The 22534-nt window shown below is 46.7% G+C and carries 21 protein-coding genes; 17 read left to right on the top strand and 4 right to left on the bottom strand.

Annotated elements, in window-relative coordinates; all coding sequences use genetic code 11:
- The first annotated feature begins 14 nt into the window (after positions 1-14).
- Together HUJ19_RS11215 and HUJ19_RS11210 are read left to right on the top strand one after the other, a co-directional pair.
- A complete protein-coding gene (locus HUJ19_RS11215) occupies positions 15-887 on the top strand; it encodes a cytochrome c oxidase subunit 3 (RefSeq protein ID WP_290624287.1) in 873 nt (290 codons plus the stop codon).
- A 111-nt stretch (positions 888-998) separates the two neighbouring features.
- Positions 999-1460 carry a pyrimidine dimer DNA glycosylase/endonuclease V gene (locus HUJ19_RS11210; RefSeq protein WP_290624286.1) on the top strand — a complete coding sequence of 154 codons (462 nt, stop codon included), beginning with the start codon at positions 999-1001 and terminating at the stop codon, positions 1458-1460.
- Between the two features lie 7 nt (positions 1461-1467).
- Here HUJ19_RS11210 and HUJ19_RS11205 read toward each other — a convergent pair whose 3' ends face one another.
- The 4 genes from HUJ19_RS11205 to HUJ19_RS11190 form a co-directional block, all read right to left on the bottom strand.
- Complete coding sequence (locus HUJ19_RS11205; protein ID WP_290624285.1) at positions 1468-2469, bottom strand: alpha/beta fold hydrolase; 1002 nt, start codon at positions 2467-2469, stop codon at positions 1468-1470.
- A gap of 82 nt (positions 2470-2551) precedes the next feature.
- Complete coding sequence (locus tag HUJ19_RS11200; RefSeq protein WP_290624284.1) at positions 2552-3865, bottom strand: HD-GYP domain-containing protein; 1314 nt, start codon at positions 3863-3865, stop codon at positions 2552-2554.
- 107 nt (positions 3866-3972) lie between these two features.
- Entirely contained in the window at positions 3973-5334 is a 1362-nt protein-coding gene (locus HUJ19_RS11195; RefSeq protein ID WP_290624283.1) for an HD-GYP domain-containing protein, read from the bottom strand.
- A 93-nt stretch (positions 5335-5427) separates the two neighbouring features.
- The gene (locus tag HUJ19_RS11190; protein WP_290624282.1) at positions 5428-6717 is read right to left on the bottom strand and encodes an HD-GYP domain-containing protein; all 1290 of its coding nucleotides are present in this window, start codon (positions 6715-6717) and stop codon (positions 5428-5430) included.
- Positions 6718-6947: 230 nt separating this feature from the next.
- Between HUJ19_RS11190 and ndhC the strand changes: the two genes are divergently transcribed.
- The 15 genes from ndhC (at position 6948) to HUJ19_RS11115 (ending at position 22401) form a co-directional block, all read left to right on the top strand.
- Positions 6948-7304 carry an NADH-quinone oxidoreductase subunit A gene (gene ndhC, locus HUJ19_RS11185; protein ID WP_106645842.1) on the top strand — a complete coding sequence of 119 codons (357 nt, stop codon included), beginning with the start codon at positions 6948-6950 and terminating at the stop codon, positions 7302-7304.
- An 85-nt stretch (positions 7305-7389) separates the two neighbouring features.
- Positions 7390-7935: an NADH-quinone oxidoreductase subunit B family protein gene (locus HUJ19_RS11180; protein WP_290624281.1), complete on the top strand. Its 546-nt coding sequence runs from the start codon at positions 7390-7392 to the stop codon at positions 7933-7935.
- Positions 7928-8623: an NADH-quinone oxidoreductase subunit C gene (locus HUJ19_RS11175; protein ID WP_290624280.1), complete on the top strand. Its 696-nt coding sequence runs from the start codon at positions 7928-7930 to the stop codon at positions 8621-8623. The genes HUJ19_RS11180 and HUJ19_RS11175 overlap by 8 nt, the downstream gene beginning before the upstream one ends.
- Positions 8616-9869, top strand: coding sequence for an NADH-quinone oxidoreductase subunit D (locus HUJ19_RS11170; protein WP_290624279.1), 1254 nt, complete (start codon positions 8616-8618; stop codon positions 9867-9869). The genes HUJ19_RS11175 and HUJ19_RS11170 overlap by 8 nt, the downstream gene beginning before the upstream one ends.
- A 2-nt stretch (positions 9870-9871) precedes the next feature.
- A complete protein-coding gene (nuoE, locus tag HUJ19_RS11165; protein ID WP_290624278.1) occupies positions 9872-10366 on the top strand; it encodes an NADH-quinone oxidoreductase subunit NuoE in 495 nt (164 codons plus the stop codon).
- Positions 10367-10379: 13 nt separating this feature from the next.
- Positions 10380-11675: an NADH-quinone oxidoreductase subunit NuoF gene (gene nuoF / locus HUJ19_RS11160; RefSeq protein WP_290624277.1), complete on the top strand. Its 1296-nt coding sequence runs from the start codon at positions 10380-10382 to the stop codon at positions 11673-11675.
- 17 nt (positions 11676-11692) lie between these two features.
- Positions 11693-13936: an NADH-quinone oxidoreductase subunit NuoG gene (gene nuoG, locus HUJ19_RS11155; RefSeq protein ID WP_290624276.1), complete on the top strand. Its 2244-nt coding sequence runs from the start codon at positions 11693-11695 to the stop codon at positions 13934-13936.
- Entirely contained in the window at positions 13936-14976 is a 1041-nt protein-coding gene (nuoH, locus tag HUJ19_RS11150) for an NADH-quinone oxidoreductase subunit NuoH (RefSeq protein ID WP_290624275.1), read from the top strand. The genes nuoG and nuoH overlap by 1 nt, the downstream gene beginning before the upstream one ends.
- A complete protein-coding gene (gene nuoI, locus HUJ19_RS11145) occupies positions 14973-15464 on the top strand; it encodes an NADH-quinone oxidoreductase subunit NuoI (RefSeq protein WP_290624274.1) in 492 nt (163 codons plus the stop codon). Before nuoH ends, nuoI begins: the two co-directional genes overlap by 4 nt.
- Before the next feature lie 53 nt (positions 15465-15517).
- Positions 15518-16198, top strand: coding sequence for an NADH-quinone oxidoreductase subunit J (locus HUJ19_RS11140; RefSeq protein WP_290624273.1), 681 nt, complete (start codon positions 15518-15520; stop codon positions 16196-16198).
- Entirely contained in the window at positions 16195-16497 is a 303-nt protein-coding gene (gene nuoK, locus HUJ19_RS11135) for an NADH-quinone oxidoreductase subunit NuoK (RefSeq protein WP_290624272.1), read from the top strand. The genes HUJ19_RS11140 and nuoK overlap by 4 nt, the downstream gene beginning before the upstream one ends.
- On the top strand, positions 16497-18515 hold the full coding sequence (nuoL, locus tag HUJ19_RS11130; protein WP_290624271.1) for an NADH-quinone oxidoreductase subunit L: 2019 nt from the start codon (positions 16497-16499) through the stop codon (positions 18513-18515). The genes nuoK and nuoL overlap by 1 nt, the downstream gene beginning before the upstream one ends.
- A gap of 64 nt (positions 18516-18579) precedes the next feature.
- The gene (locus tag HUJ19_RS11125) at positions 18580-20097 is read left to right on the top strand and encodes an NADH-quinone oxidoreductase subunit M (RefSeq protein WP_290624270.1); all 1518 of its coding nucleotides are present in this window, start codon (positions 18580-18582) and stop codon (positions 20095-20097) included.
- Positions 20094-21524, top strand: coding sequence for an NADH-quinone oxidoreductase subunit NuoN (nuoN, locus tag HUJ19_RS11120; protein WP_290624269.1), 1431 nt, complete (start codon positions 20094-20096; stop codon positions 21522-21524). Before HUJ19_RS11125 ends, nuoN begins: the two co-directional genes overlap by 4 nt.
- 16 nt (positions 21525-21540) lie before the next feature.
- Positions 21541-22401, top strand: coding sequence for a GIY-YIG nuclease family protein (locus HUJ19_RS11115; protein WP_290624268.1), 861 nt, complete (start codon positions 21541-21543; stop codon positions 22399-22401).
- Positions 22402-22534 lie beyond the last annotated feature (133 nt).

Here is a 22534-nt window from a genome sequence, read left to right as displayed (position 1 = left end):
AACGGAGACATACGATGAGTGAACAAACAAATACAGAATACGAAAAGTATTATGTTCCAGAGCAGAGCAAGCTGCCGTTTATTGGTTCAATTGGCTTGTTTCTAACTGCTTTTGGTGCAGGCCATATGGTTCAAGGTGGCTCACTATCTTGGGTTTTATGGGTCGGTTTAGCGGTAATGGTTTATATGTTGTCAACCTGGTGGGCAGCTACTATCCGCGAATCAATGGACGGACTTTACAGCGCGCAAATGAGTCGTTCATTCCGTCAGGGCATGATGTGGTTCATCACCTCAGAAGTGATGTTCTTTGCTGCCTTCTTTGGTGCACTATTCTACGTTCGTATATTAGTAATGGAGTGGTTAGGCGGTTCGAGCAACAACGCAGCAACCCATGAGTTCCTATGGCCTGAGTTTATCCCGAACTGGCCAATGGAGAAAACGCCTGGTGGCGAAACCACAACAGGTATGGGTGCCTGGGGCTTACCCGCAATCAATACAGCGATTCTTTTATTCTCTTCATTTACATTGACCATTGCGCACCATGCATTGGTTGAAAAGAATCGTCAAACTTTAATCCTGTTTACTGCAATTACCGCAGCCTTGGGTGTGATCTTCATGGGTCTTCAGATCTGGGAATACATTCATGCCTACACAGAGATGGGCTTGACGTTGGGTAGCGGTATTTATGGCTCGACCTTCTTTATGCTGACCGGTTTCCACGGCTTACATGTAACTGTCGGTACGATTTTCTTGATTGTGTTGACGATTCGCTGTGCGAAAGGTCACTTTACCCCGCAAGATCACTTTGCCTATGAAGCAGGTGCCTGGTACTGGCACTTCGTAGACGTGGTCTGGGTATTCCTGTTTATCTTTGTTTATATACTATAAGCAGAGTAACAGTTGGATATAAGAAAACCGCCTTGACTGGCGGTTTTTTTATGCAAAATTCACAAGCTACAAGGGACAATTAGGAAGGCTTGATTGTATCAGTAGACTGTGATGAATATTTTTGTATTGGATAACGAAATTGAATTATGTGCGCAATACCATTGTGATCAGCACGTGGTCAAAATGATTCTGGAAAGTGTGCAATTATTATGTACCGCACTGAACAAAAAAGGGTTTTCCACGCCTTATAAATCAACTCATATCAAACATCCATGTGTACTTTGGGTTGAGCAATCCTATAGTAATTTTGTTTGGCTTACAGAGCTTACCCGCGAACTCAATAAAGAGTACCGCTATCGGTTTAACAAAGATAAGGACCACAAGTCGATGAGTGTGCTGGATGTGATAGTGGAGATGAAATATGAGGATGTGGGTTTGACCGAATTTGCTCAGGCTATGCCTGAGCAATATAAGGTTATAGGTGACGCTGTTAGCGCCTATCGCCAGTTTTATCGTGCTGAAAAAATGGGTTTTGCTAAATGGAGCAGGCGCCCGATACCTTTGTGGCTTTGAGAAGAACTTATGTGGACTCAAGCTCCTGCAATAAAAAATCGTCCAGCCAGCTGTGCAGTTTACGGTTCTTGATAAAGCCGCAATGACCGCCATGCTCTGACAGATAGTAAGCAATATTGGGTTTAGCTGGTAGAGTATAGATAGCTCGATAATCAATAATGGGATCATCTTTGGCCAACAGAATGCTGGTGTTGATGTCGAGAGAATTTAAGTAATCGCCAGTGATATCGTAACCATCAAAATAGGCGTTAATACTGTCATATTCACCATAATAATTAACTAGCTCTTCAGTTAATTCGCGCATGGAGTCGGTTTGCAGGGATTCTTCAATATCATATAGATGCGGAAACAGATCCTGCTTTTTTCGTAGCGAGCGTTTCCATTTATACATGAAATATTTGATATAAACGGACAAACCATTCTCGAGTTTTTCGAGAATATCTTTCGGATCCAGTGCAGGGCAGACGGCGACACATTTTTCAATAGAAATATTATGCTGATGAGCACGGTTGGCAACTCGCAAGGCAAAATTGCCACCAAGCGAAAAGCCTGCAAGAAACAGCTTGCTCGGTTGGTATTGGTCCTCAATTTTCTTCACTGCATTTACCACTTCAGCCAGTCGGTTGGAGTGAAACAGCTCCTGATTGAGGTGGTGGCTGTCACCATGATCGCGCAGATTTAAACGAATGACGTTATAGCCGTTATCGAATAAGGTGCTGGCGCAGGATAATAGGTACAGCGATTGATGACTGCCTTCCCAGCCATGGATCAGCACCACTAATGGTGCATCTTTAGCTGCCTGTGAATAGTAACTCTGCAGTTTTATGCCGTCATCGCACTCTATAATGACTTCCTCGGACGCATCGAGCATTGCTTTTGCGCGCTTCTGCACGAAACGGCGACGGAGTTTAACCGTTGCGAGGAGAGATTGAACGTGCTGATTACGAGCCCAGCCAGGAGCTGTGTAGTTCACCTTATTGGGTTGGATCTTATGTGATTCTGCTTGCATGACATAGTGTTAAGTTAAGGTCTGCCGCTAGGATATGAGAAAAAGGCTTCAATGTCATGGAAACATCGATAGGCTGAAACTATCAAATCGCTTTGATATAGGATTCGTAACAGAAATCGGCTTCAGAATCAGACAGAGAGCGTTGGATTCGTAATACATTGCCATCTGAATCTGCAGGGTGACGTGACAGGTCGGTAGCGACTGGTTGAATGCGATTACCTTCTGTATCGGTCAGTAACTCGACCACAGGTTCAAGCTTATGATCCTCATTGATAGAGAGAATAATGCCCAATTGGCCGTTATTCATTTCAACAAGACTACCCACCGGATAAATCCCAACCATTTGAATAAACTGCTGCACCAGTTCTGCATCATAGTGATTGGTCTGCTCCTTATACAGCACAGAAAGTGCCTGGCTGGCAGGAATGCCTTTGTGGTAGCAGCGATCACTGGTCATGGCATCATAGCTATCGACGATAGCGATAATCCGATCATAGAGCGACAAGCGCTGAGATTCGGCTTTATGCGGGTAACCATCACCATTCATGCGTTCATGATGATTCATGGCGACCTTACAGATTTGTTCGTCAATACCGCCATGTTTTTTAAGGAAGTCATATCCCAACAAAGTATGTTTCTGAACTTCGGCAAACTCTTCAGGGCTTAAGGAGGCTGGTTTATTGAGGATTTCCTGAGGCACTTTCATTTTTCCGACATCATGCAACATGCCACACATACCCAGAGCTTCCAAGCTTTCACGAGGCAACTGCAAGTACTTGCCAAAAGCAATGGCCAGAATACCAACGCGGACACAGTGCTCAGAGGTATATTCGTCCTGATGTTTAATTTTCGAAAGCCAGAACATGGCGGTTTCATTGCGTAAAATGCTGTCAACGGTATTTGACACCAGCTCTTTGGAGCCTTCTATATCAATTTGGCTGTCTCTTTGCACGTCGCGCATCAGCTGATAGATATGGGAATAGGAACGATCAAATGTGGTTTTGACCTTTTTAAGTTCCTGTCTGAGGTTTTGGCTGGCTTCGTTAGGTCTTAAATCAAGCTTAGGGTAGAGTACTTTGCGGTTATCAAAGTCGACGATGGTCTTGTAATAGGTGCGGTAGGATTCAGCATCAATGAACACATGCTGACAGTACTTTTGAAGAAGATTGATTTCGTTCTGGTTGGATATTTTCAGCTCTTGAAACATGACCGGGACTTCTGTCCAGGGCCGATCAAGTTCAATAACGGTCATGCCCACTCGCAAACGAGAAGCTGGAATTTTACGTTTTTCGACTACCTTTTCAGTAACAAGCTTATTTTTAGGTCGCCTAACAGCTTGATTATCCGTGCTTTTTGCACGGTTTGACTTAATACCGAAAAATCCTAATACATTCATACTTCTTCACTCCCTATCAGCACATAATAGTACGTAAGGCGAGTAAATGACAAGCAGGACTGATTAAAAAATAATCGGTCAGAAGTTAGCCGTCATTGGTAATAAAGCTATGCAACTTGGCTGGATGATGAAGAGCGCAATAATACTGCTTTTAAGTCAAAGTCTACCTCATGATCGGCTAGCGAGCGTTTAATTTTGAGAAAGTGACCAAAAGAGTCAGTGACATGCTTGGACAGATCGACTGCTACGGGTTGGATTAATCTTCTGTAGGGGTCGGTTAGTAACTCAACCACTGGTTCGAGTTTATGATCCTCGTTGGTTGAAAGTACAACGGCTATTTGACCATTGTTCATCTTTACCAGACTGCCCACTGGGTAGATGCCGACCATTTGAATAAAGAGTTGTACCAGTTGGCTGTCATAATGCTGGTGCTGTTCATTGTAAAGGATTGATACTGCCTGGGAGGCTGGCATGCCAAGACGGTAACAACGGTCACTGGTCATGGCATCGTAGCTATCAACAATCGCTATCAGGCGATCATACAAAGAAAGCTCCTCTTCCGAAAGCTGGCGTGGGTAGCCATTACCATTAATATGCTCATGGTGATTATGTGCCGCTTGCTGGACCAGAGGATCGATATCACCATGGGAGGAAAGGTACTGATAACCAAGGCTGGTGTGCTGTTTTATGATGTTGAATTCTTCCTGGGTCAGCGGCGTAGTTTTGTTGAGGATATGATTTGGGATCTGCATTTTGCCGACATCGTGCAAGATTCCGCATAATCCTAAAAGTTCCATCTGCACCCGACCAAGCTGCAGATATTTGCCAAAAGTAATCGCAAGAATGCCTACGCGCAGGCAATGCTCAGCGGTATAGTCATCCTGGTTCTTAATTTTAGTCAGCCAGAACATGGCAGTATCATTGCGTAAGATACTGTCAACGCAGTCCGCCACTACTTCTCTGGCAGCCAGCACATCAATCTCACTGGACTGTGCCACATCCTTAAGCAGCTTGTGGATATATCCTAAACTGCGGTCAAAAGCTTTTTTAGCTCTGGGTAGCTCGGCTTTGAGTGCCATGCTGGTTTGCTGGGCATTAATTAGTTTATTAGAAGATAAGGTGTGAGCGTTTTTGTTGTGGAACAGATTATCGGAAGTAACACTGGTGTAGGAAATATAGTCCACATACACTTCATCGCAATATTGTTGTAGTAAGGCAATATCACTGCGAGTGTTGATAGTGATCTCCTGAAAGTCGACTGGGATATCGGTCCAGGGCCTGTCTAGCTCAACAACCGTCATGCCAATTTGCAAATCGGTAACCTTGAGCCTCTTTTTTTCAAGCTTTCGCAGGGAACTGTCTGGAAAAATTCTTGAAGAATCTGAAGACTTCTGGTCGGGGTAACCAGTGTGGGATTTGCTACTCTTGCGTATTCCCATCCACTGGGTAATTCTATCCAAGAATTTCATGCAACCTCCTTGTGTCGAATTTTTATACTATTCTGTTATAAAGGAGGGTGCAAGTGATATTTGAACTTTGATTATCCCTGATAAAATAGGAACTTAGCCATTACCGCGGATAAAGTCCTCGAGGTTTATATCTCTGGCACTATCACGAAGTGGTCTTTTAATAGCGTATAACTTATTGTCCTGATCGTATTGTTCCTTAGTTAAATCAATCACGATAGGACGGCGGAATTTGCCTTCTGCATCAAGAATGATTTCGATTTTGGGTTTCAGTTTTTGATCGGGGTTGGCTGCCAGTACGATACCGGTTTCACCATTGGTCATTTCAACCAGACTTCCAGGCGGATAGATACCGACCATCTGAATAAACTTTTCGACCAGTTCAGCATCAAAATGAGTGCCGCGTTCCTTAAACAGGATACCAAGCGCCTCAAGCGGCGCCAGACCGTCGCGGAAAGTACGGTCACTGGTAATGGCATCATAAGCATCAATGATGCCAATGATTTTGGGGTACATACCTATACGTTCACTTTCAAGACGTTGCGGATAACCCTTGCCATCAACTCTTTCGTGGTGGGCATGCGCAACATCAGCCACAATTTGATCAAAGCCGCCATGTTGTTTTAAGAAAATATAACCAAGCACCGTATGCTCTTTCATGACTTTGAATTCATCATCACTAAGTGGCCCTGGTTTATTCAGAATTTCAGGCGGTATTTTCATCTTGCCGACATCGTGCAGCAAGCCACACATGCCGATCGTTTCTAGCTCCTGATGACTAAAGCCGAGCATCTGGCCAAAGGCAATGGCCATGATGCTAACCCGGAGGCAGTGTTCAGAAGTATATTCGTCGCTGTCCTTGATTCGCGACAACCAGAACATGGCGTTGGGGTTGGCCAAAATACTGGTCACACATTCAGAAACCAGTTGCTTGGACTCTTCAATATCAATAGCTTTATTATTCTTTACTGCATCCAGCAGATTCTTGATGCTTTCTTTCGATGCTTTGAAAATACGTTCAGCGCGTGGAAGCTCTTGGTGGAGGCTATGATGTGCTTCCTCAGCTTCTGAGCGGGACTTCTTATATTCTGCACTTGGGTAATCGTGTTTAATAGTTTCCCAGTAGTCTTCATCTAGTTCGACATAGACATGATTACAGTAGACTGCAAGCGTATCCAGATCTTCCTGATTCTGTAGTGGAAACCCCTGAAACAATACCGGAACTTCCGTCCACGGACGATCAAGCTCGGCAATCTGCATGCCAAGGGTCAGTTCGTCAACAGGGATCTTGATTTTGACCAAGCGAGTGCGCTTCTTGCGCTTGATGTCAGAATCCTGCTTGGTTGAAGTATCGTCTTGCTCTTTCTTGCTACGTTTAAAAATCATTGAGATACATCACTTGAGTCATATGAATCCATACTAAAATAATTCCTTTAAATAGCAAAGCCTTCTATAGCGCATTTTTGTAACTTTGTGTTGTAATGCCTATAAGTGGGTCAGATAGACAGGGATTGAGGGGCTAGCCAAATCCCTGAACTGCTGGTAAGGTATTCCAAAAATAAGTAAAAACTTATTGATAAATAAGGAAACAGGGCGCGCATGAGACTCATAAATTTATGATTGAACAATATGCACCAATCCTCGTTTTTATCATCATTGGGCTGTTATTCGGCGCAGGTTTGCTACTAGTCGGATATTTTGCCAGCCCAACCAATCCTGATCCCGCAAAAGAAACTGCTTTTGAATGTGGCTTTGATGCCTTTGAAGATTCGCGAATGAAATTTGATGTGCGATTTTATCTGGTCGCCATTCTGTTCATCATTTTCGATCTGGAAATTGCTTTCTTATTTCCCTGGGCGGTGGTTTTCGATGATTTGGGATGGTTTGGCGTGATCAGCATGGGCGTCTTTTTATTATTATTGTTGATTGGTTTCGCTTACGAGTGGAAAAAAGGTGCTCTGGAGTGGGAGTAGCGGTTGAGATGCTAATGGACGATGCGGCTAATCGAGTTAAAACGATACGTGTTCAAAGTGTGAATACTCATCAATAGGTACAGCAATGGGACTGGAACAGCAATTACAGGGTGATGGATTTGTCACGACCAGTATCAAAGAGCTCTTTGACTGGGCGCGTACAGGCTCAATGTGGCCGGTGACTTTTGGCCTGGCCTGTTGTGCGGTAGAAATGATGCATGCTGGTGCTGCGCGTTACGATATGGATCGCTTTGGTGTGATTTTCAGACCAAGTCCACGCCAGTCCGATGTGATGATTGTGGCTGGTACTCTGACCAATAAAATGGCGCCAGCGCTGCGCCGAGTTTACGACCAGATGCCTGATCCCAAGTGGGTGATCTCCATGGGCTCTTGCGCCAATGGTGGCGGCTATTACCATTATTCCTATTCAGTGGTTCGCGGCTGTGACCGCATTATTCCTGTCGATATTTATGTACCAGGCTGTCCGCCCAGCGCGGAGGCTTTGTTATACGGCATCATACAACTGCAAAACAAGATTCGTCGTCAAAAAGTGATTCCGCGTTCCTTGGCAAATGCTGAAGCAGTGGATGACTCGGCTAAAACAGAACAGCAAGAGGTGTCGCTTGGCTAAATCATTAGTGAACACACTCGGCGAGATTTTTGGTGACAAGCTGATTGCCTGTGACAAAGCGTTCGGTGAGGTGACCATTGAGGTTGCTAAAGATGATCTGAGCGATGTTGCGAAAGAGTTGCGCGATCACGATGATCTGAAATTTGAGCAGCTGATAGATCTGACCGTGGTTGACTACATGACCTATGGTCAGGACGAATGGGCGACTACAGAAGCTACCGGAACCGGCTTTGGTCGCGCACGGGAGGCTACATCCTCGCCAGTTCATCAGGAGTGGCAACGTGAACGTTTTGCGGTGGTTTATCACTTACTGTCAATTATTCATAACCGTCGAATAAGAGTTAAATGTTTTGTTAAAGAAAACCGTCCCATGTTGCCGTCGGTGGTCAATGTCTGGAACAGTGCTAACTGGTATGAACGTGAGGCGTTTGATCTGTTTGGCATTCTATTTGAAGGTCATCCGGATTTACGAAGAATTCTGACGGACTATGGTTTTATCGGCCATCCTTTCCGCAAAGATTTTCCGCTGATAGGCAATGTTGAATTACGTTATGACGCCAAGCAGAAGCGCTGTGTCTATGAGCCGGTTTCCATCGAGCCGCGAGTGCTGGTCCCGCGAGTTATTCGCAAAGAAAAAGATCCTACTATCTACGTGAGCAGTCCTGAACAAGGAGGCAAACGTGGCTGAAATTCGTAATTACACCATTAACTTTGGTCCTCAGCACCCTGCGGCGCACGGCGTATTGCGTCTGATCCTGGAAATGGATGGCGAAACAGTCGTCCGGGCCGACCCGCATGTGGGGTTGCTTCATCGCGCTACTGAAAAACTGGCTGAAAGCAAACCTTTCAATCAAAGCATTGGCTACATGGATCGACTCGATTATGTATCCATGATGTGCAATGAACATTCCTATGTATTGGCGATCGAGAAGCTGATGGGCATTAAGCCGCCAGAAAGAGCGCAATACATTCGCGTCATGTTCTCGGAAATTACTCGTATCTTGAACCATCTGATGTGGCTTGGCGCGCATGCTCTGGATATCGGAGCCATGACAGTTTTCCTCTATGCCTTTCGCGAACGTGAAACGCTGATGGATTGTTATGAAGCAGTCAGCGGCGCTCGGATGCACGCAACCTATTTCAGGCCGGGTGGTGTCTACCGGGATCTGCCTGATGAAATGCCGCAGTACAAGGTATCGCCCTTTACCAGCGAGCAAAAGGCCGAAGAACTTAATGCCAATCGCCAGGGCTCAATGCTGGATTTTATTTGGGACTTTACTGAAACTTTTCCGCAGCGGGTTGATGAATATGAGGCCCTGCTAACCGAAAACCGGATCTGGAAACAACGTACCGTTGGTATTGGCGTAGTGAGTCCTGAGCGTGCCCTTCAATTGGGCTTTAGCGGGCCTATGTTGCGTGGATCGGGCATTGCCTGGGATCTGCGAAAAAAGCAGCCCTACGAAGTTTATGACCGAATGGATTTCGATATTCCGATTGGCAAAACTGGCGACTGCTATGACCGTTATCTGGTGCGTATCGAAGAAATGCGCCAGTCAAATAAGATTATTCGTCAGTGTGTGCAGTGGTTGTGTGAAAACCCCGGCCCAATCATGTTAGAAAATCATAAGGTGACACCGCCGGATCGCGAGACCATGAAGCATGATATGGAATCACTGATCCATCACTTTAAATTATTTACCGAAGGATATTGTGTGCCGGAAGGCGAGGTTTACGCTGCGGTAGAACACCCAAAAGGTGAGTTTGGTGTCTATCTGGTGTCCGATGGTGCCAACAAACCTTATCGCGTCAAAATTCGTGCAGCAGGCTTTGCTCATTTAAGCGCCATGAACGAAATGGCAGCGGGGCATATGCTGGCCGATGTGGTAGCGATAATTGGTACCCAGGACATCGTATTCGGAGAGATTGATCGATAACCATGAGCGCTAATGACTTAACTCAAATGGTATCCGCGGAGTCAATCAAACAGATTGACCGTTGGATAGCCAAGTACCCCACTGAACGAAAGCGTTCAGCGATCATTCCTGTGTTTACCATAGTGCAGGAAGAGTTGGGTTATTTAAGTCGCGAAGCAATGGATGCGGTGGCCGACTATCTGGAGATTCCACATATTGGCGCCTATGAAGTGGCGACTTTTTACTCCATGTTTCGACTGGAACCGAGCGGCAAGCACGTGGTGTCTTTATGCACTAATGTGTCCTGCATGCTCGCCGGAAGCAAAGCACTCAAGCAATGGTTTAAGGACGAACTCGGTATTGAGCCGGGCCAGACCACTGATGATGGCCGAATCACTTTAAAAGAAGTGGAATGCATGGCTGCCTGTGGTGGCGCGCCTATGTTAGAAGTGGATAAACAGTACCACGAAAATTTAACCGTAGAAAAGATGGCGGATCTCATCCGCGATCTGAGTTAGGAATTGTTAATTAATGGCAAACGAAGTCTGTTTTAGAACATTGCACCTGGATAAGCCCTGGACGCTGAAGACCTATGAGTCAGCGGGCGGCTACCGTATCTGGCGCAAAATTCTGGCAGAAAAAACGCCACCGGAAGAAATTATTGAAGAGTTAAAACTGTCCGCCCTACGCGGTCGTGGTGGGGCAGGATTCCCGACCGGTTTAAAGTGGAGCTTTATGCCGCGTCACGCACCCGGTCAGAAGTATGTAGTTTGTAATTCCGACGAAGGTGAGCCAGGTACTTTCAAGGACCGAGACATTTTGCGCTTTAATCCGCATCAGCTGATTGAAGGTATGGCGATTGGCGGTTATGTGATGGGCGCTACGGTTGGTTATAACTATATGCGTGGCGAGTTTTACGAACCCATTGAGCGCTTTGAACAGGCGCTGGAAGAAGCCTATAAAGCGGGATTGTTAGGCAAGGATATTTTAGGTTCAGGCGTCGACTTTGATTTGCACAGCCACATCGGTGCCGGAGCCTATATTTGTGGCGAAGAAACCGCGCTACTTGAATCGCTCGAAGGTAAAAAAGGCCAGCCACGTTTTAAACCGCCATTCCCGGCTAATTACGGTCTGTTTGGTCGCCCCACCAATGTTAATAACACCGAAAGTTTTGCTTCGGTGCCCGTGATATTAGACAAGGGTGGCAAATGGTTTTTAGAGCTGGGCAAAGAAAATAATGGCGGCACCAAAATCTTTTCAGTGTCAGGCCACGTTAACAAGCCCGGCAATTATGAAATTGGCCTGGGCACGCCGTTCAAGGATTTATTGGAAATGGCTGGCGGCATGAAGGATGGTAAAAAGTTAAAAGCCGTCATTCCCGGAGGCTCCAGTGCGCCGGTGTTGCCCGCTGATGTGATGATGGAACTGACCATGGATTATGATGCAATTGGCAAAGCTGGTTCGATGCTGGGTTCGGGTGCTGTCATCATTATGGATGAAGATACGGATATGGTTGAGGTGCTTGGCCGAATTGCCCATTTCTATTACGAAGAATCTTGCGGGCAATGCACACCTTGTCGCGAAGGTACCGGCTGGATGTCGCGCATGATTCATCGCATTGCGAACGGTCAGGGCAAAGAAAGTGATCTCAAAGATCTGGATGAAATTGCCGGCAATATTATGGGACGTACCATTTGCGCGTTGGGCGATGCCGCGGCGATGCCAGTTCAAAGTTTTATTAAACACTTCAAGCATGAGTTTGAAGCGAAAATTCAGCAAGCGGTTGAACAGCAAGAAGACACCGCAAAAAAAGCAGTTAATGAATAACGAGGCACGATGATTTTATGATTTCGATTGAAGTGGACGGTCGAAAAATTGAAGCCGAAGAAGGCTCAATGATTATCGAAGTGGCTGATGCCAATGGCATCACCATTCCTCGTTTTTGCTATCACAAAAAACTGTCCATCGCTGCTAACTGCCGTATGTGTCTGGTGGAAGTAGAAGGTGTAAAAAAGCCATTGCCAGCCTGTGCCACTCCTATATCTGATGGAATGGTTGTAAAGACACAATCTGATCTGGCCGAGAACGGACAGAAGTCCGTAATGGAGTTTTTACTGATTAATCATCCGCTGGATTGTCCTATCTGCGATCAAGGTGGTGAATGTGAGCTACAGGATCTGGCCATGGGTTATGGCCGTGATGTCTCGCGTTTCTGTGAAGGAAAACGGGCGGTTGTTGATAAAGATATTGGTCCCTTAATTGAAACCGATATGACGCGCTGCATTCATTGCACACGCTGCGTGCGTTTTGGCCGTGAAATTGCGGGTATTCGTGAAATAGGTGCCACCGGTCGTGGTGAGCATATGGAAATCACCACTTTTATTGAAAAGTCAGTGGATTCCGAAGTATCGGGCAACATTATTGACCTATGTCCGGTCGGTGCACTGACTGCCAAGCCTTCGCGTTATCGTGCGCGAGCTTGGGAAATGACCCAGCATGACTCAGTATCGCCCCATGACTGTATTGGCGCAAATCTGCATGTGCATACTCATCGCAATATGGTTATTCGAGTGGTGCCAAAAGAAAATGAGGCGGTCAATGAGGTCTGGCTTGCTGATCGTGATCGCTATTCGTATGAAGCGGTAACCATGCCAGATAATCGTAACCATCGATTGCTTGAACCTATGATGAAAGTCAATGGTGAGTGGCAGGCTACTGACTGGGAAACGGCGCTGGACAGAGTCGCCAGCAAGTTGAATATGATTGTACAGACTGATGGCGCTGAGCATATCGGAGCGATCAGTAGCCCAAGCGCGACCACTGAAGAAATGTACCTGCTGCAGAAACTGATACGAGGCCTTGGCTCAAACAACATTGATCACCGCATTCGCATCAGCGATTACTCAATGCAGGATAATGAATCGTTGTTCCCAGAACTCAGTATTGAGCTGTCAGAGCTTGAGGCTTTGGATGCCTGCTTACTGGTCGGCAGTGATTTACGTAAAGACCAGCCGCTGGCTGCGCTGCGCGTTCGCAAAGCAACTCGCCACGGCCAGATTGCTATCATCAATGCACGAAAAGTTTATAACAACTTTAATGTGTTGCATGAAATTGAAGCGACGCCAGCAGACTGGTTACAGCAGGTTGCTGGCGTTGCCAAGTATCTGCTGGATGAGGCTATGAGCTCGGAAGACGTCTCAGCAGACAGTCTTGGTTATGAGGGGCTGGACGAGTTGCTGGCTGAGATTAAAGTCGATCAGTCGCACATTAATATCGCCAAGATGCTACAGAAAGCTGAACATTCTGGCGTGGTCTTAGGTTTAGCAGCATTAGAGTTTAGTCATGCGGCCGCTTTACGAATGCTGTGTCGCGCCATTGCCGGACTATCGGGCGCAACCTTCGGCATTATGACACACGGTGGTAACAGTGCCGGAGCCTATCTGGCTGGTGCCATTCCACATCGTGGCCCCGGTGGTGCGGATGTGGAAGAGGGTGGCCAGACTGCCCAGCAAATGCTGGCCGAAGGCAAGAAAGCATTTATTCTATTGAAAACAGAAATTGGCAAAGAAACGGTTAATGCTGAGCAGGCAAAGGCTGCTCTTCAGGCTAGCGAATTTGTCGTGGCGCTGACCAGCTATACCGATGATGAGGCCTTTGAATATGCCGATGTGATATTGCCGATTGCGACCTTCCTCGAAAGCCCTGGTTCTTATGTCAATGTGAATGGTCATTGGCAGGACTTTAATGCCTGCGTCAATGCGCCAGGTCAGGCCAAGCCAGCCTGGAAGGTGTTGCGAGTGATGGGCAATCTGTTGGAACTGAAGAATTTTGATTATGTGTCGGCACAGGATGTGATGCAGGAAGTTAAAGGTCGCATGGGCGCGGTGGGCGATCGAATTAAAGCTCGCTGGCAATGCCCAGAAGGCTTGCCAACGGATGGTCATTGTCCCGAACCGCTTAATATCTATCAGGTTGACTGCTGGACGCGTCGTGCCAAGGCTCTGCAAAAATCAGCTCTTGCCGAAGGCAAAGAAGGGTTAAAACGTCCAAAACTCAGTCCTTTCCACAACATTCTGGGGGGCGTCTGATGATCGATATGATTTTAGACGGACTCTGGATTGGCTTTAAGATCAGTCTGATTTTATTGCCATTAATTTTGGCGGTTGCCTATACCACTTTTGCCGAACGAAAATTGATTGGCTATATGCAGTTGCGGCTCGGGCCGAATCGCGTTGGACCTAAAGGCTGGCTACAGCCAATAGCTGACGTTATCAAATTACTGATGAAGGAAATCGTCATTCCTTCCGGTGCTAATAAACTATTATTCCTGATTGCCCCAGTTCTATTTATTGCTCCATCATTTGCCGCCTGGGCAGTGATTCCGTTTAATGCTGAGCTGGTGTTGGCCGACATCAATGTGGGCTTGCTATATATTTTGGCGATGACGTCGATTGCAGTGTATGGCGTGATTATTGCGGGCTGGGCTTCTAATTCAAAATATGCGCTTTTAGGTTCGTTACGTTCTGCCTCGCAAATCGTATCCTATGAAATTGCTATGGGTTTTGCACTGGTAGCGGTGCTGATGGCATCGGGCTCGATGAATCTTGGTGAAATTGTCAAGGCGCAGGAAGGGCCATTCTGGCACTGGTACTGGATTCCGTTACTGCCGATTTTGGCGGTGTACTGGATTTCCGGAGTTGCCGAAACCAATCGCGCGCCGTTTGATTTGCCTGAAGGCGAGTCGGAAATTGTGGCCGGTTTTCATGTGGAATATGCTGGCATTGGCTTTGCCCTGTTTTTCCTCGCCGAATACGCCAACATGATTCTGATTTCTGTGCTGACCGCCTTGTTTTTCTTCGGCGGCTGGCTCAATCCCTTTATGGGAATTCCTTATTTTGAAGCGGCGACAGACTGGATTCCAGGAACCGCCTGGTTACTTATCAAGGCGGCCTGGTTCCTGTTTATGATGATCTGGTTACGCGCGACCTTCCCACGCTACCGATATGACCAGGTCATGCGCCTTGGCTGGAAAGTGTTTATTCCGGTAACCGTAGTCTGGCTGATCGTTTTGACCTTTATGATTAAAGCCGGAGTTGGCCCCTGGTTCACTGGGCGAGGTGTCTTATGAGCAGGATGCGTCGCTGGTTCCGTAGTTACTTCCTTACCGAGCTGATTCGCGGCTTAAGGATCACCTGGGCACACTTGCGTAAGCGCAAAGTGACGGTGCAGTATCCAGAGGAAAAAACGCCGCAGTCACCACGTTTCAGAGGCCTGCATGCGTTACGTCGTTACCCCAATGGGGAAGAACGTTGTATCGCCTGTAAGTTGTGCGAAGCGGTTTGCCCCGCCGCCGCGATAACGATTGAAGCGGGGCCGCGTGAAAGCGATGGTACGCGCCGTACCACGCGTTACGAGATTGATATGTTTAAGTGTATCTACTGCGGCTTTTGTGAAGAGTCCTGCCCGGTGGATTCCATTGTGGAAACCCGAATATTTGATTATCACTTTGAGAAACGCGGTGACAATATCTTAACCAAGGAGCAGTTGTTGGCGATTGGTGATCGTTATGAAGCCATGATTGCCGAGGACCGAGAAAAAGATGCCAAATATCGCTAACAGACTGGTGTTTAGAAAAGTGGCTACTAATAGAAACAGCATAAAGAGCAGCTATGACCGTTGAGCAAATTGTATTTTATGTCTTCGCCACCCTGACCATATTGTCAGCGCTGGGCGTTGTGACTGTGCGCAACTCGGTGCAGGCGGTGTTATGTCTCGTGCTGACCTTTTTCTCCGCGGCGGTATTGTGGATGTTGCTGGAAGCTGAGTTTCTGGCGGTAGCTTTGGTTCTGGTCTACGTCGGTGCCGTGATGGTGCTGTTCCTGTTTGTGGTAATGATGCTCGATGTGGATTTTGCCAGCCTGAAACAGGGTTTTACGCGCTACGTTCCGTTGGGAATCTTGGTTGCGATAGGTTTGCTGATTGGCCTGTATTGGGTGCTGCGCGGCGAAGTGTTTGGGCTGGAAGCCATGCCAGAGCCCGCTAAACATGCAGCGGACCATAGCAATGTTGAAACGCTGGGCCTGCTACTTTATACCGATTACTTTTATGCCTTTGAAATTGCCGGGGTTATTCTGCTGGTTTCCATTGTGGCAGCTATATCGCTTACTTTCCGCGGGCGTCGCGAACGTCGAGGACAAAGCGTTCCGAGCCAGCATAGAGCGAGTAAGGATGAGCGATTGCACATTATTAAGATGGACGCAGAAGTGGCTCAGGATGACGAGTCGGAAACTGATGATTCGGAGAAGGCAGCGGGTAAAAACAGAGACCAGACAAAGGGAGAAACTTCATGAGCTTGACTCATTACTTGATGGTCAGCGCAATTCTGTTTGCAATCAGTGTGATTGGAATCATCATCAATCGTAAAAATGTCATCACCCTGTTGATGTGTATCGAGTTGATGTTGTTGGCAGTAAATACCAACTTTATTGCTTTCTCGCGTTATTTGAACGATGAAGTTGGGCAGATTTTCGTATTCTTTATCTTAACGGTAGCCGCTGCGGAGGCGGCGATCGGTCTGGCCATTCTGGTGGTGCTGTTCCGTAGTAACAAAGACATCGATGTGGAAGAGCTTAGGGAGTTAAAAGGCTGATGAGTATGCAAACCCAGCTATTAGTTATCGTATTAGCGCCATTGCTTGGGGCGATACTGGCGGGCCTGCTGGGCAAGCGGCTGGGTAAGCGTTTAACTCATCGTTTAACGATTGTTGGGGTTGCTGTTTCATTTATTCTATCGCTGAGAATATTTTGGGGTTATCTCTACGGTAATGCGACGCCTGTTGATATCACTGTCTATAACTGGGCAAGCTTCGCAGACTTATCCATCCAGATTGGTTTTATGATTGATAGCTTAAGTGCGCTGATGATGGTGGTGGTCACTTTCGTCAGTCTGATGGTGCATATCTATTCGATTGGTTATATGCATGATGACGATGGCTATCAGCGCTTTTTCAGCTACTTATCACTGTTTACTTTCTCGATGCTGATGCTGGTCATGGCCAATAACTTCCTGCAACTGTTCTTTGGTTGGGAAGCGGTTGGCCTGGTGTCCTATCTATTAATTGGTTTTTGGTACCAGAAGGAAAGCGCGATTTTTGCCAATATGAAAGCCTTTCTGGTCAACCGTGTCGGCGATTTTGGCTTTATTCTCGGTATTGGCGCCATCTTCCTATTGTTCGGTACTTTTGATTATGCGCCGATCTTTAAAACCATGGGCCAGGCCGAAGAAATCATGCAGATCAGTGAGCGCAGTGCTGAAAATGCGCTGGGACTGATGAGTCTTGATGGTAGTTTTGTGGCCTGGGGCGATACCACTTGGCCAATCATCACCTTTATCTGTATTTGTCTGTTTATCGGTGCCATGGGCAAGTCAGCACAGGTGCCATTGCATGTCTGGTTGCCGGATTCGATGGAAGGTCCAACGCCAATTTCTGCACTGATTCATGCAGCAACCATGGTTACTGCCGGTGTCTTTATGGTGGCGCGAATGTCGCCGCTGTTTGAGTTCTCCGAAACTGCCTTGATGGTGGTGACCGTTATCGGTGCAATCACGGCGCTGTTTATGGGGCTGGTGGCGATAGTGCAGAACGATATCAAGCGCATCATTGCTTATTCCACCTTGTCGCAATTGGGTTACATGGTGGTGGCGCTTGGCGTTTCGGCTTATTCAGCTGCTATTTTCCACCTGTTTACTCATGCCTTCTTCAAGGCATTGCTATTCCTCGGTGCTGGCTCGGTGATCGTGGCGCTGCATCATGAGCAGAATATTCGCAAAATGGGAGGGCTCTATAAAAGATTGCCATTGACCTACTGGACGACTTTAATCGGAACGCTTGCCCTGATAGGGACTCCATTTTTCGCAGGCTTTTATTCAAAAGATGCCATCATCATGGCGGCAGGGCAGGCTCAGGGGCCGGCTGCCAGTTTTGCCTATTTTGCGGTAATGGCCGGAGTGGTGATTACCGCTCTTTATAGTATTCGAATGTTACTGGTAGTGTTTCATGGCAAAAGCACGCTTGATGAGCAGCATCTGAGTCAGTTAACCGAATCACCGCGGGTTATTACCTGGCCTTTGATAGCCCTGGCTGTACCATCATTGATGATTGGCTGGTTTATGACTCAGCCGATGCTGGATGGTGATTATTTTGCTGAGTCATTAATGGTGTTAACCAGTCATGACACCATGCAGGCTTTCCGTGAAGAATTTACTGGCGCAATGAGCTTTGCGATGCATGGATTTATGACACCAGTGTTCTGGCTGATGTTGGCGGGTGTTGTTACAGCGCTCATTTTTATCTGGTTCAAGCCTGGCTGGGGTGTCGCGGTAGGCAAAATGTTAACACCCATCAATCGATTATTGCAGCGCAAGTATTTCTTTGACGAGGTTTACCAGAAGGTCTTTGCCAAAGGTTCTTATTCGCTGGGCGACATGCTCTGGCAGTACGGCGATAAGGCGGTAATTGATGATGGTATCGTCAACAGTGGTGCTCAGACGTTGGGTCGAATCGGGCAAAAGCTACGTAAGTTACAGACAGGCTATTTATACCACTACGCGCTGGTGATGGTGCTCGGTTTGGTGGCCTTATTGCTATGGCTGATACTGAGAAATTAATGATGAGAATTGATGTGCTGAATTTAAGGTACCGAATACTACGAAGGATGAAGAATAACTGATTATGTTAGAACAACTCCCCATCCTCAGTTTGTTGATCTGGATGCCGGTTATCGGTGGTCTGGTGATCATGTTTGGTCCTGGCGATCGTTTACTGGCGGTCAGTCAGCGCGTCGGTATTCTGCTTGGCATCATAACCTTGCTGCTCAGTTGCTGGTTAGCCTGGGCTTTTGCCACCGACACCGCAGAGATGCAATTCGCCGAAACGGCTCGCTGGATCCCTTCGCTTAATATTCGCTATGACCTGGCTATTGATGGCATTTCCCTACCGCTGATTGTATTGACCAGTTTGATTGGTTTGCTGGTGTTGATTAGTGCCACCAGCGCGATCAAGAAGCGCCAGTCGCAATACTTTGCTGCGGTATTGATGATGACCGGTTTGATGAATGGGGTATTTGCCGCGCAGGACGCCATTCTGTTTTATGTATTCTGGGAAGCCATGCTGATCCCTATGTTCCTCCTGATCGGTATCTGGGGTGGGCCAAACCGCATTTATGCAACCGTGAAGTTCTTTCTGTTTACCTTTTTCGGCTCAATCTTCATGCTGGTGGCGCTTATCTATATGGGGCGTGAGGCTGATAGTTTCGCCATCAGCAAGTTGCAACAGCTGCCCTTATCACTGACCGAACAGAAGTGGATTTTCTTTGCTTTCCTGCTGGCTTTTGCAGTAAAAATTCCGATGTTCCCAGTACACACCTGGTTACCGGATGCGCACGTTGAGGCACCGACAGGAGGCTCGGTGATTCTGGCTGCCATCATGCTAAAAATGGGTGGCTATGGTTTCTTGAGATTCAGCCTGCCGATTACGCCTGATGCGGTAGCGGAATATGCCTACTGGCTGATCCTGTTCTCGTTAATTGCAATTGTCTATATCGGACTGGTAGCGCTGGCACAGAAAGACATGAAAAAGCTGATCGCCTATTCGTCGATTGCGCATATGGGCTTTGTGACGCTCGGTACCTTTATCATCGTCTATCTGACTGCTTCTCAGGCACAGTCTATGGCGTTGCAGGGCGCGATGGTGCAAATGATTTCGCATGGACTGGTTTCCGGCGCTTTATTCTTCTCGATTGGTGTTTTATATGACCGTATGCATAGCCGAGAGATTGCCGATTATGGTGGTGTTGTTAATTCAATGCCGATTTTCGCATCGCTACTGATGCTGTTTATTCTGGCTAATGCTGGCCTGCCGGGCACTTCGGGTTTTGTCGGTGAATTCTTTGTCATTATTGCTTCTTTCCAGGCTGACTGGCGGATTTCAATGGTGGCCGCTTTGACTCTGATCCTAGCAGCAGCCTATAGCCTGTGGGTTTATAAACGCGTTATCTTTGGCAAACCGGTTAATGAAACTGTTGCGCGTCTGGAAGACGTTACCAAGCGCGAACGTCTGGTGTTGTTTACTTTGGCAATCTTGATTATTGCGCTTGGAGTCTATCCACAACCATTAATTGAGATTATGCAGCCTAGCCTGGAGAAAATTATTGAATCCGCAACCTTGACAAAAATCGGAGGCCTGGAATGAGCGTTGATTTGATGCCGATGTTGCCGGAACTATTTTTATTAACCGCGACCTGTATTCTGTTAATCGTAGATGTCTTTGCAAAGGATTTCGATCGATTACAGACCTATCGCCTGGCCCAACTGAGTCTGTTGATAACCGGTGTCATAGTCATTGCTCAGTTCCCGGATTTGCAGTATCACCTCTATCAGCGGCACTTCATCCTCGACCCTATGGCTGCCACAGTTAAAGTTAGTGTCATTGCCTTGACTATGATCGCCATGATGTTTGCTCGGCCTTATATTTTGCAGCGGCCTATCTTACGCGGTGAATACTTTATCCTGCATCTGTTTGCCGTGATCGGCATGATGGTGCTGGCAGGAGGAGGCAGTTTATTAACGCTGTATTTAGGTCTTGAATTATTGTCACTGAGCCTTTACGCGCTGGTGGCCATGCATAGACACTCGACACTTTCCTCCGAAGCCGCCGTAAAATATTTTGTGATGGGTGCTATCGCCAGCGGCTTCCTGTTATACGGCATGTCGATGGTTTATGGTGTTACCGGCAAAATCCATATCACCGATATCGCTCAGTATTTAGAAACGGCCGAAGCGAGTCTGACCCTGCGCTTTGGTCTAGTCTTCATGGTGGTGGCCATGGCCTTTAAGTTTGGGGCGGTACCATTCCAGATGTGGGTTCCGGATGTCTATCACGGCGCTCCAACCTCGGTTACCGCTTTTATCGCCTCTGCGCCGAAAATCGCCGCTTTTGCCTTGGTTATCCGTATATTAGGTTACGGGTTTGAGAAAGTGCTAATTGATTGGCAGGGCATGTTGATCATCATGGCAACCCTGTCGATAGTTATCGGTAATCTGGTGGCGCTGGCTCAGGACAATATCAAACGGCTATTGGCTTATTCGGCAATAGCCCATGTCGGCTATTTCCTGCTGGGTATTATCGCTGGTAATGGTGTCGGCTATTCCGCTGCTTTCTTCTATATAATCACTTACGCCATCATGTCCCTGGGCGGATTCGGTTGTTTGATTTATCTTGCCAAAGGCAAGCAGGAAGTCAGTCTAATTAGCGATCTAAAAGGACTGGGGCAACGCAATCCCTGGGGCGGCCTGCTCATCAGCTTCCTGTTTCTGTCAATGGCTGGACTACCACCGTTTGTTGGTTTCTGGGCTAAACTCGAAGTGATTCGCGCTGTGCTGGAAGCTAATTTAGTCTGGTTGGCCATATTGGCAGCAGCAATGTCAATCGTGGGGCTTTTCTATTACCTGAAAGTGGTCAAAGTCATATTCTTTGATCCACCAGAAGCAGAAACCAAGGTCAAAGCGGAACGTGGTTTACGTCTGGCGCTGGGCATAACTGGGGTTACAGTGGTCGCTCTCGGCCTGTTCCCTGCGCAGCTGCTGGAAGTCTGCCGTCAGGCTTTTCAATACTTATAACTCTATATATGTAGAAATGAATACAAGTAATAGAATTCCTTTAGAAAGACTATTCCCCGAGCTAGATTGGCAGAATATTAAGATTCATATAGCCCAAAAATCAGGAAATGAAAGACCTATAGATGTATTTACAAATAGCTTTTTAGATTGGCAGGATAGATGGAATGGAGGCTTTCACTCCAATCATTGTTGGAATAGGGATTTTGTATTTTCATTAATTGAACTACCAGCAGAGCCAGGAAAATGGCTGTTTGGTGGGTTATTTAGGGTACTAGAATATAAAAAAGGATTATATAAAGGTAGAAGCGGGGTAATGTATAAAGTCGTTCATTCTGATGAATTAGATTCATTAGTAGGCCGTTTGGTAGTGCATTGGGAGAAGGATGCAAGGGCAAAAGGAAGAAAACCTGAAAGTATATTATCTGATATGGCAATCTCTGAGATTTTACCTGAGCAATATGCTGGGGAGGATTTTCCAGGTTATTATCTGATAAATCATAGTTATAGTACTTTGGAAAAAATATGGAGGGATCTAAAAGCTGACTGGTTTGCTGCCTTGGCAAATTGTAAAGGAGTATATTTAATTTCTGATGTTGAATCGGGCCTTCGTTATGTTGGCTCTGCATCAGGTGAGAATGGAATTTGGTCTAGATGGTCAAATTACTTTAACACAGGAGGGCATGGAGGTAACAAATTGATAAGAAAACTTCTATCAAAACAAGATGATGGGGTCGAGTATGCAAGAAAGAATTTTGTCTTCAGTCTGTTAGAGCAGGCATCTAGTAGAGATAGTGAGCATCATATCATTAGCCGAGAGTCGTACTGGAAAAGGGTGCTAATGACTTATGGTAAGTTTGGTCTTAATGATAATAAGTAGCTGATAACAACATAAAATTAATTTACTTAATTTTCCCTCTTGTCAAAATACATTAAATGCGTATAATGCCGCTCTGTCGATGCGGGGTGGAGCAGCCTGGTAGCTCGTCGGGCTCATAACCCGAAGGTCGTTG

It is taken from the genome of Kangiella sp., from assembly GCF_014762745.1.
In the GTDB taxonomy this organism is placed as follows: domain Bacteria; phylum Pseudomonadota; class Gammaproteobacteria; order Enterobacterales; family Kangiellaceae; genus Kangiella.
The sequence above is the reverse complement of the archived record's forward strand: the minus strand, read 5'-3'. Positions and strand labels throughout refer to the sequence as shown.

What these genes read in the sequence shown, in the direction of transcription:
- HUJ19_RS11215 (WP_290624287.1), top strand. Translation starts at nt 15, where the DNA reads ATGAGTGAACAAACAAATACAGAATACGAAAAGTATTATGTTCCAGAG.
- HUJ19_RS11210 (WP_290624286.1), top strand. Translation starts at nt 999, where the DNA reads ATGAATATTTTTGTATTGGATAACGAAATTGAATTATGTGCGCAATAC.
- HUJ19_RS11205 (WP_290624285.1), bottom strand. Translation starts at nt 2,469, where the DNA reads ATGCAAGCAGAATCACATAAGATCCAACCCAATAAGGTGAACTACACA.
- HUJ19_RS11200 (WP_290624284.1), bottom strand. Translation starts at nt 3,865, where the DNA reads ATGAATGTATTAGGATTTTTCGGTATTAAGTCAAACCGTGCAAAAAGC.
- HUJ19_RS11195 (WP_290624283.1), bottom strand. Translation starts at nt 5,334, where the DNA reads ATGAAATTCTTGGATAGAATTACCCAGTGGATGGGAATACGCAAGAGT.
- HUJ19_RS11190 (WP_290624282.1), bottom strand. Translation starts at nt 6,717, where the DNA reads ATGATTTTTAAACGTAGCAAGAAAGAGCAAGACGATACTTCAACCAAG.
- ndhC (WP_106645842.1), top strand. Translation starts at nt 6,948, where the DNA reads ATGATTGAACAATATGCACCAATCCTCGTTTTTATCATCATTGGGCTG.
- HUJ19_RS11180 (WP_290624281.1), top strand. Translation starts at nt 7,390, where the DNA reads ATGGGACTGGAACAGCAATTACAGGGTGATGGATTTGTCACGACCAGT.
- nuoE (WP_290624278.1), top strand. Translation starts at nt 9,872, where the DNA reads ATGAGCGCTAATGACTTAACTCAAATGGTATCCGCGGAGTCAATCAAA.
- nuoF (WP_290624277.1), top strand. Translation starts at nt 10,380, where the DNA reads ATGGCAAACGAAGTCTGTTTTAGAACATTGCACCTGGATAAGCCCTGG.
- nuoG (WP_290624276.1), top strand. Translation starts at nt 11,693, where the DNA reads ATGATTTCGATTGAAGTGGACGGTCGAAAAATTGAAGCCGAAGAAGGC.
- nuoH (WP_290624275.1), top strand. Translation starts at nt 13,936, where the DNA reads ATGATCGATATGATTTTAGACGGACTCTGGATTGGCTTTAAGATCAGT.
- nuoI (WP_290624274.1), top strand. Translation starts at nt 14,973, where the DNA reads ATGAGCAGGATGCGTCGCTGGTTCCGTAGTTACTTCCTTACCGAGCTG.
- HUJ19_RS11140 (WP_290624273.1), top strand. Translation starts at nt 15,518, where the DNA reads ATGACCGTTGAGCAAATTGTATTTTATGTCTTCGCCACCCTGACCATA.
- nuoK (WP_290624272.1), top strand. Translation starts at nt 16,195, where the DNA reads ATGAGCTTGACTCATTACTTGATGGTCAGCGCAATTCTGTTTGCAATC.
- nuoL (WP_290624271.1), top strand. Translation starts at nt 16,497, where the DNA reads ATGAGTATGCAAACCCAGCTATTAGTTATCGTATTAGCGCCATTGCTT.
- HUJ19_RS11125 (WP_290624270.1), top strand. Translation starts at nt 18,580, where the DNA reads ATGTTAGAACAACTCCCCATCCTCAGTTTGTTGATCTGGATGCCGGTT.
- nuoN (WP_290624269.1), top strand. Translation starts at nt 20,094, where the DNA reads ATGAGCGTTGATTTGATGCCGATGTTGCCGGAACTATTTTTATTAACC.
- HUJ19_RS11115 (WP_290624268.1), top strand. Translation starts at nt 21,541, where the DNA reads ATGAATACAAGTAATAGAATTCCTTTAGAAAGACTATTCCCCGAGCTA.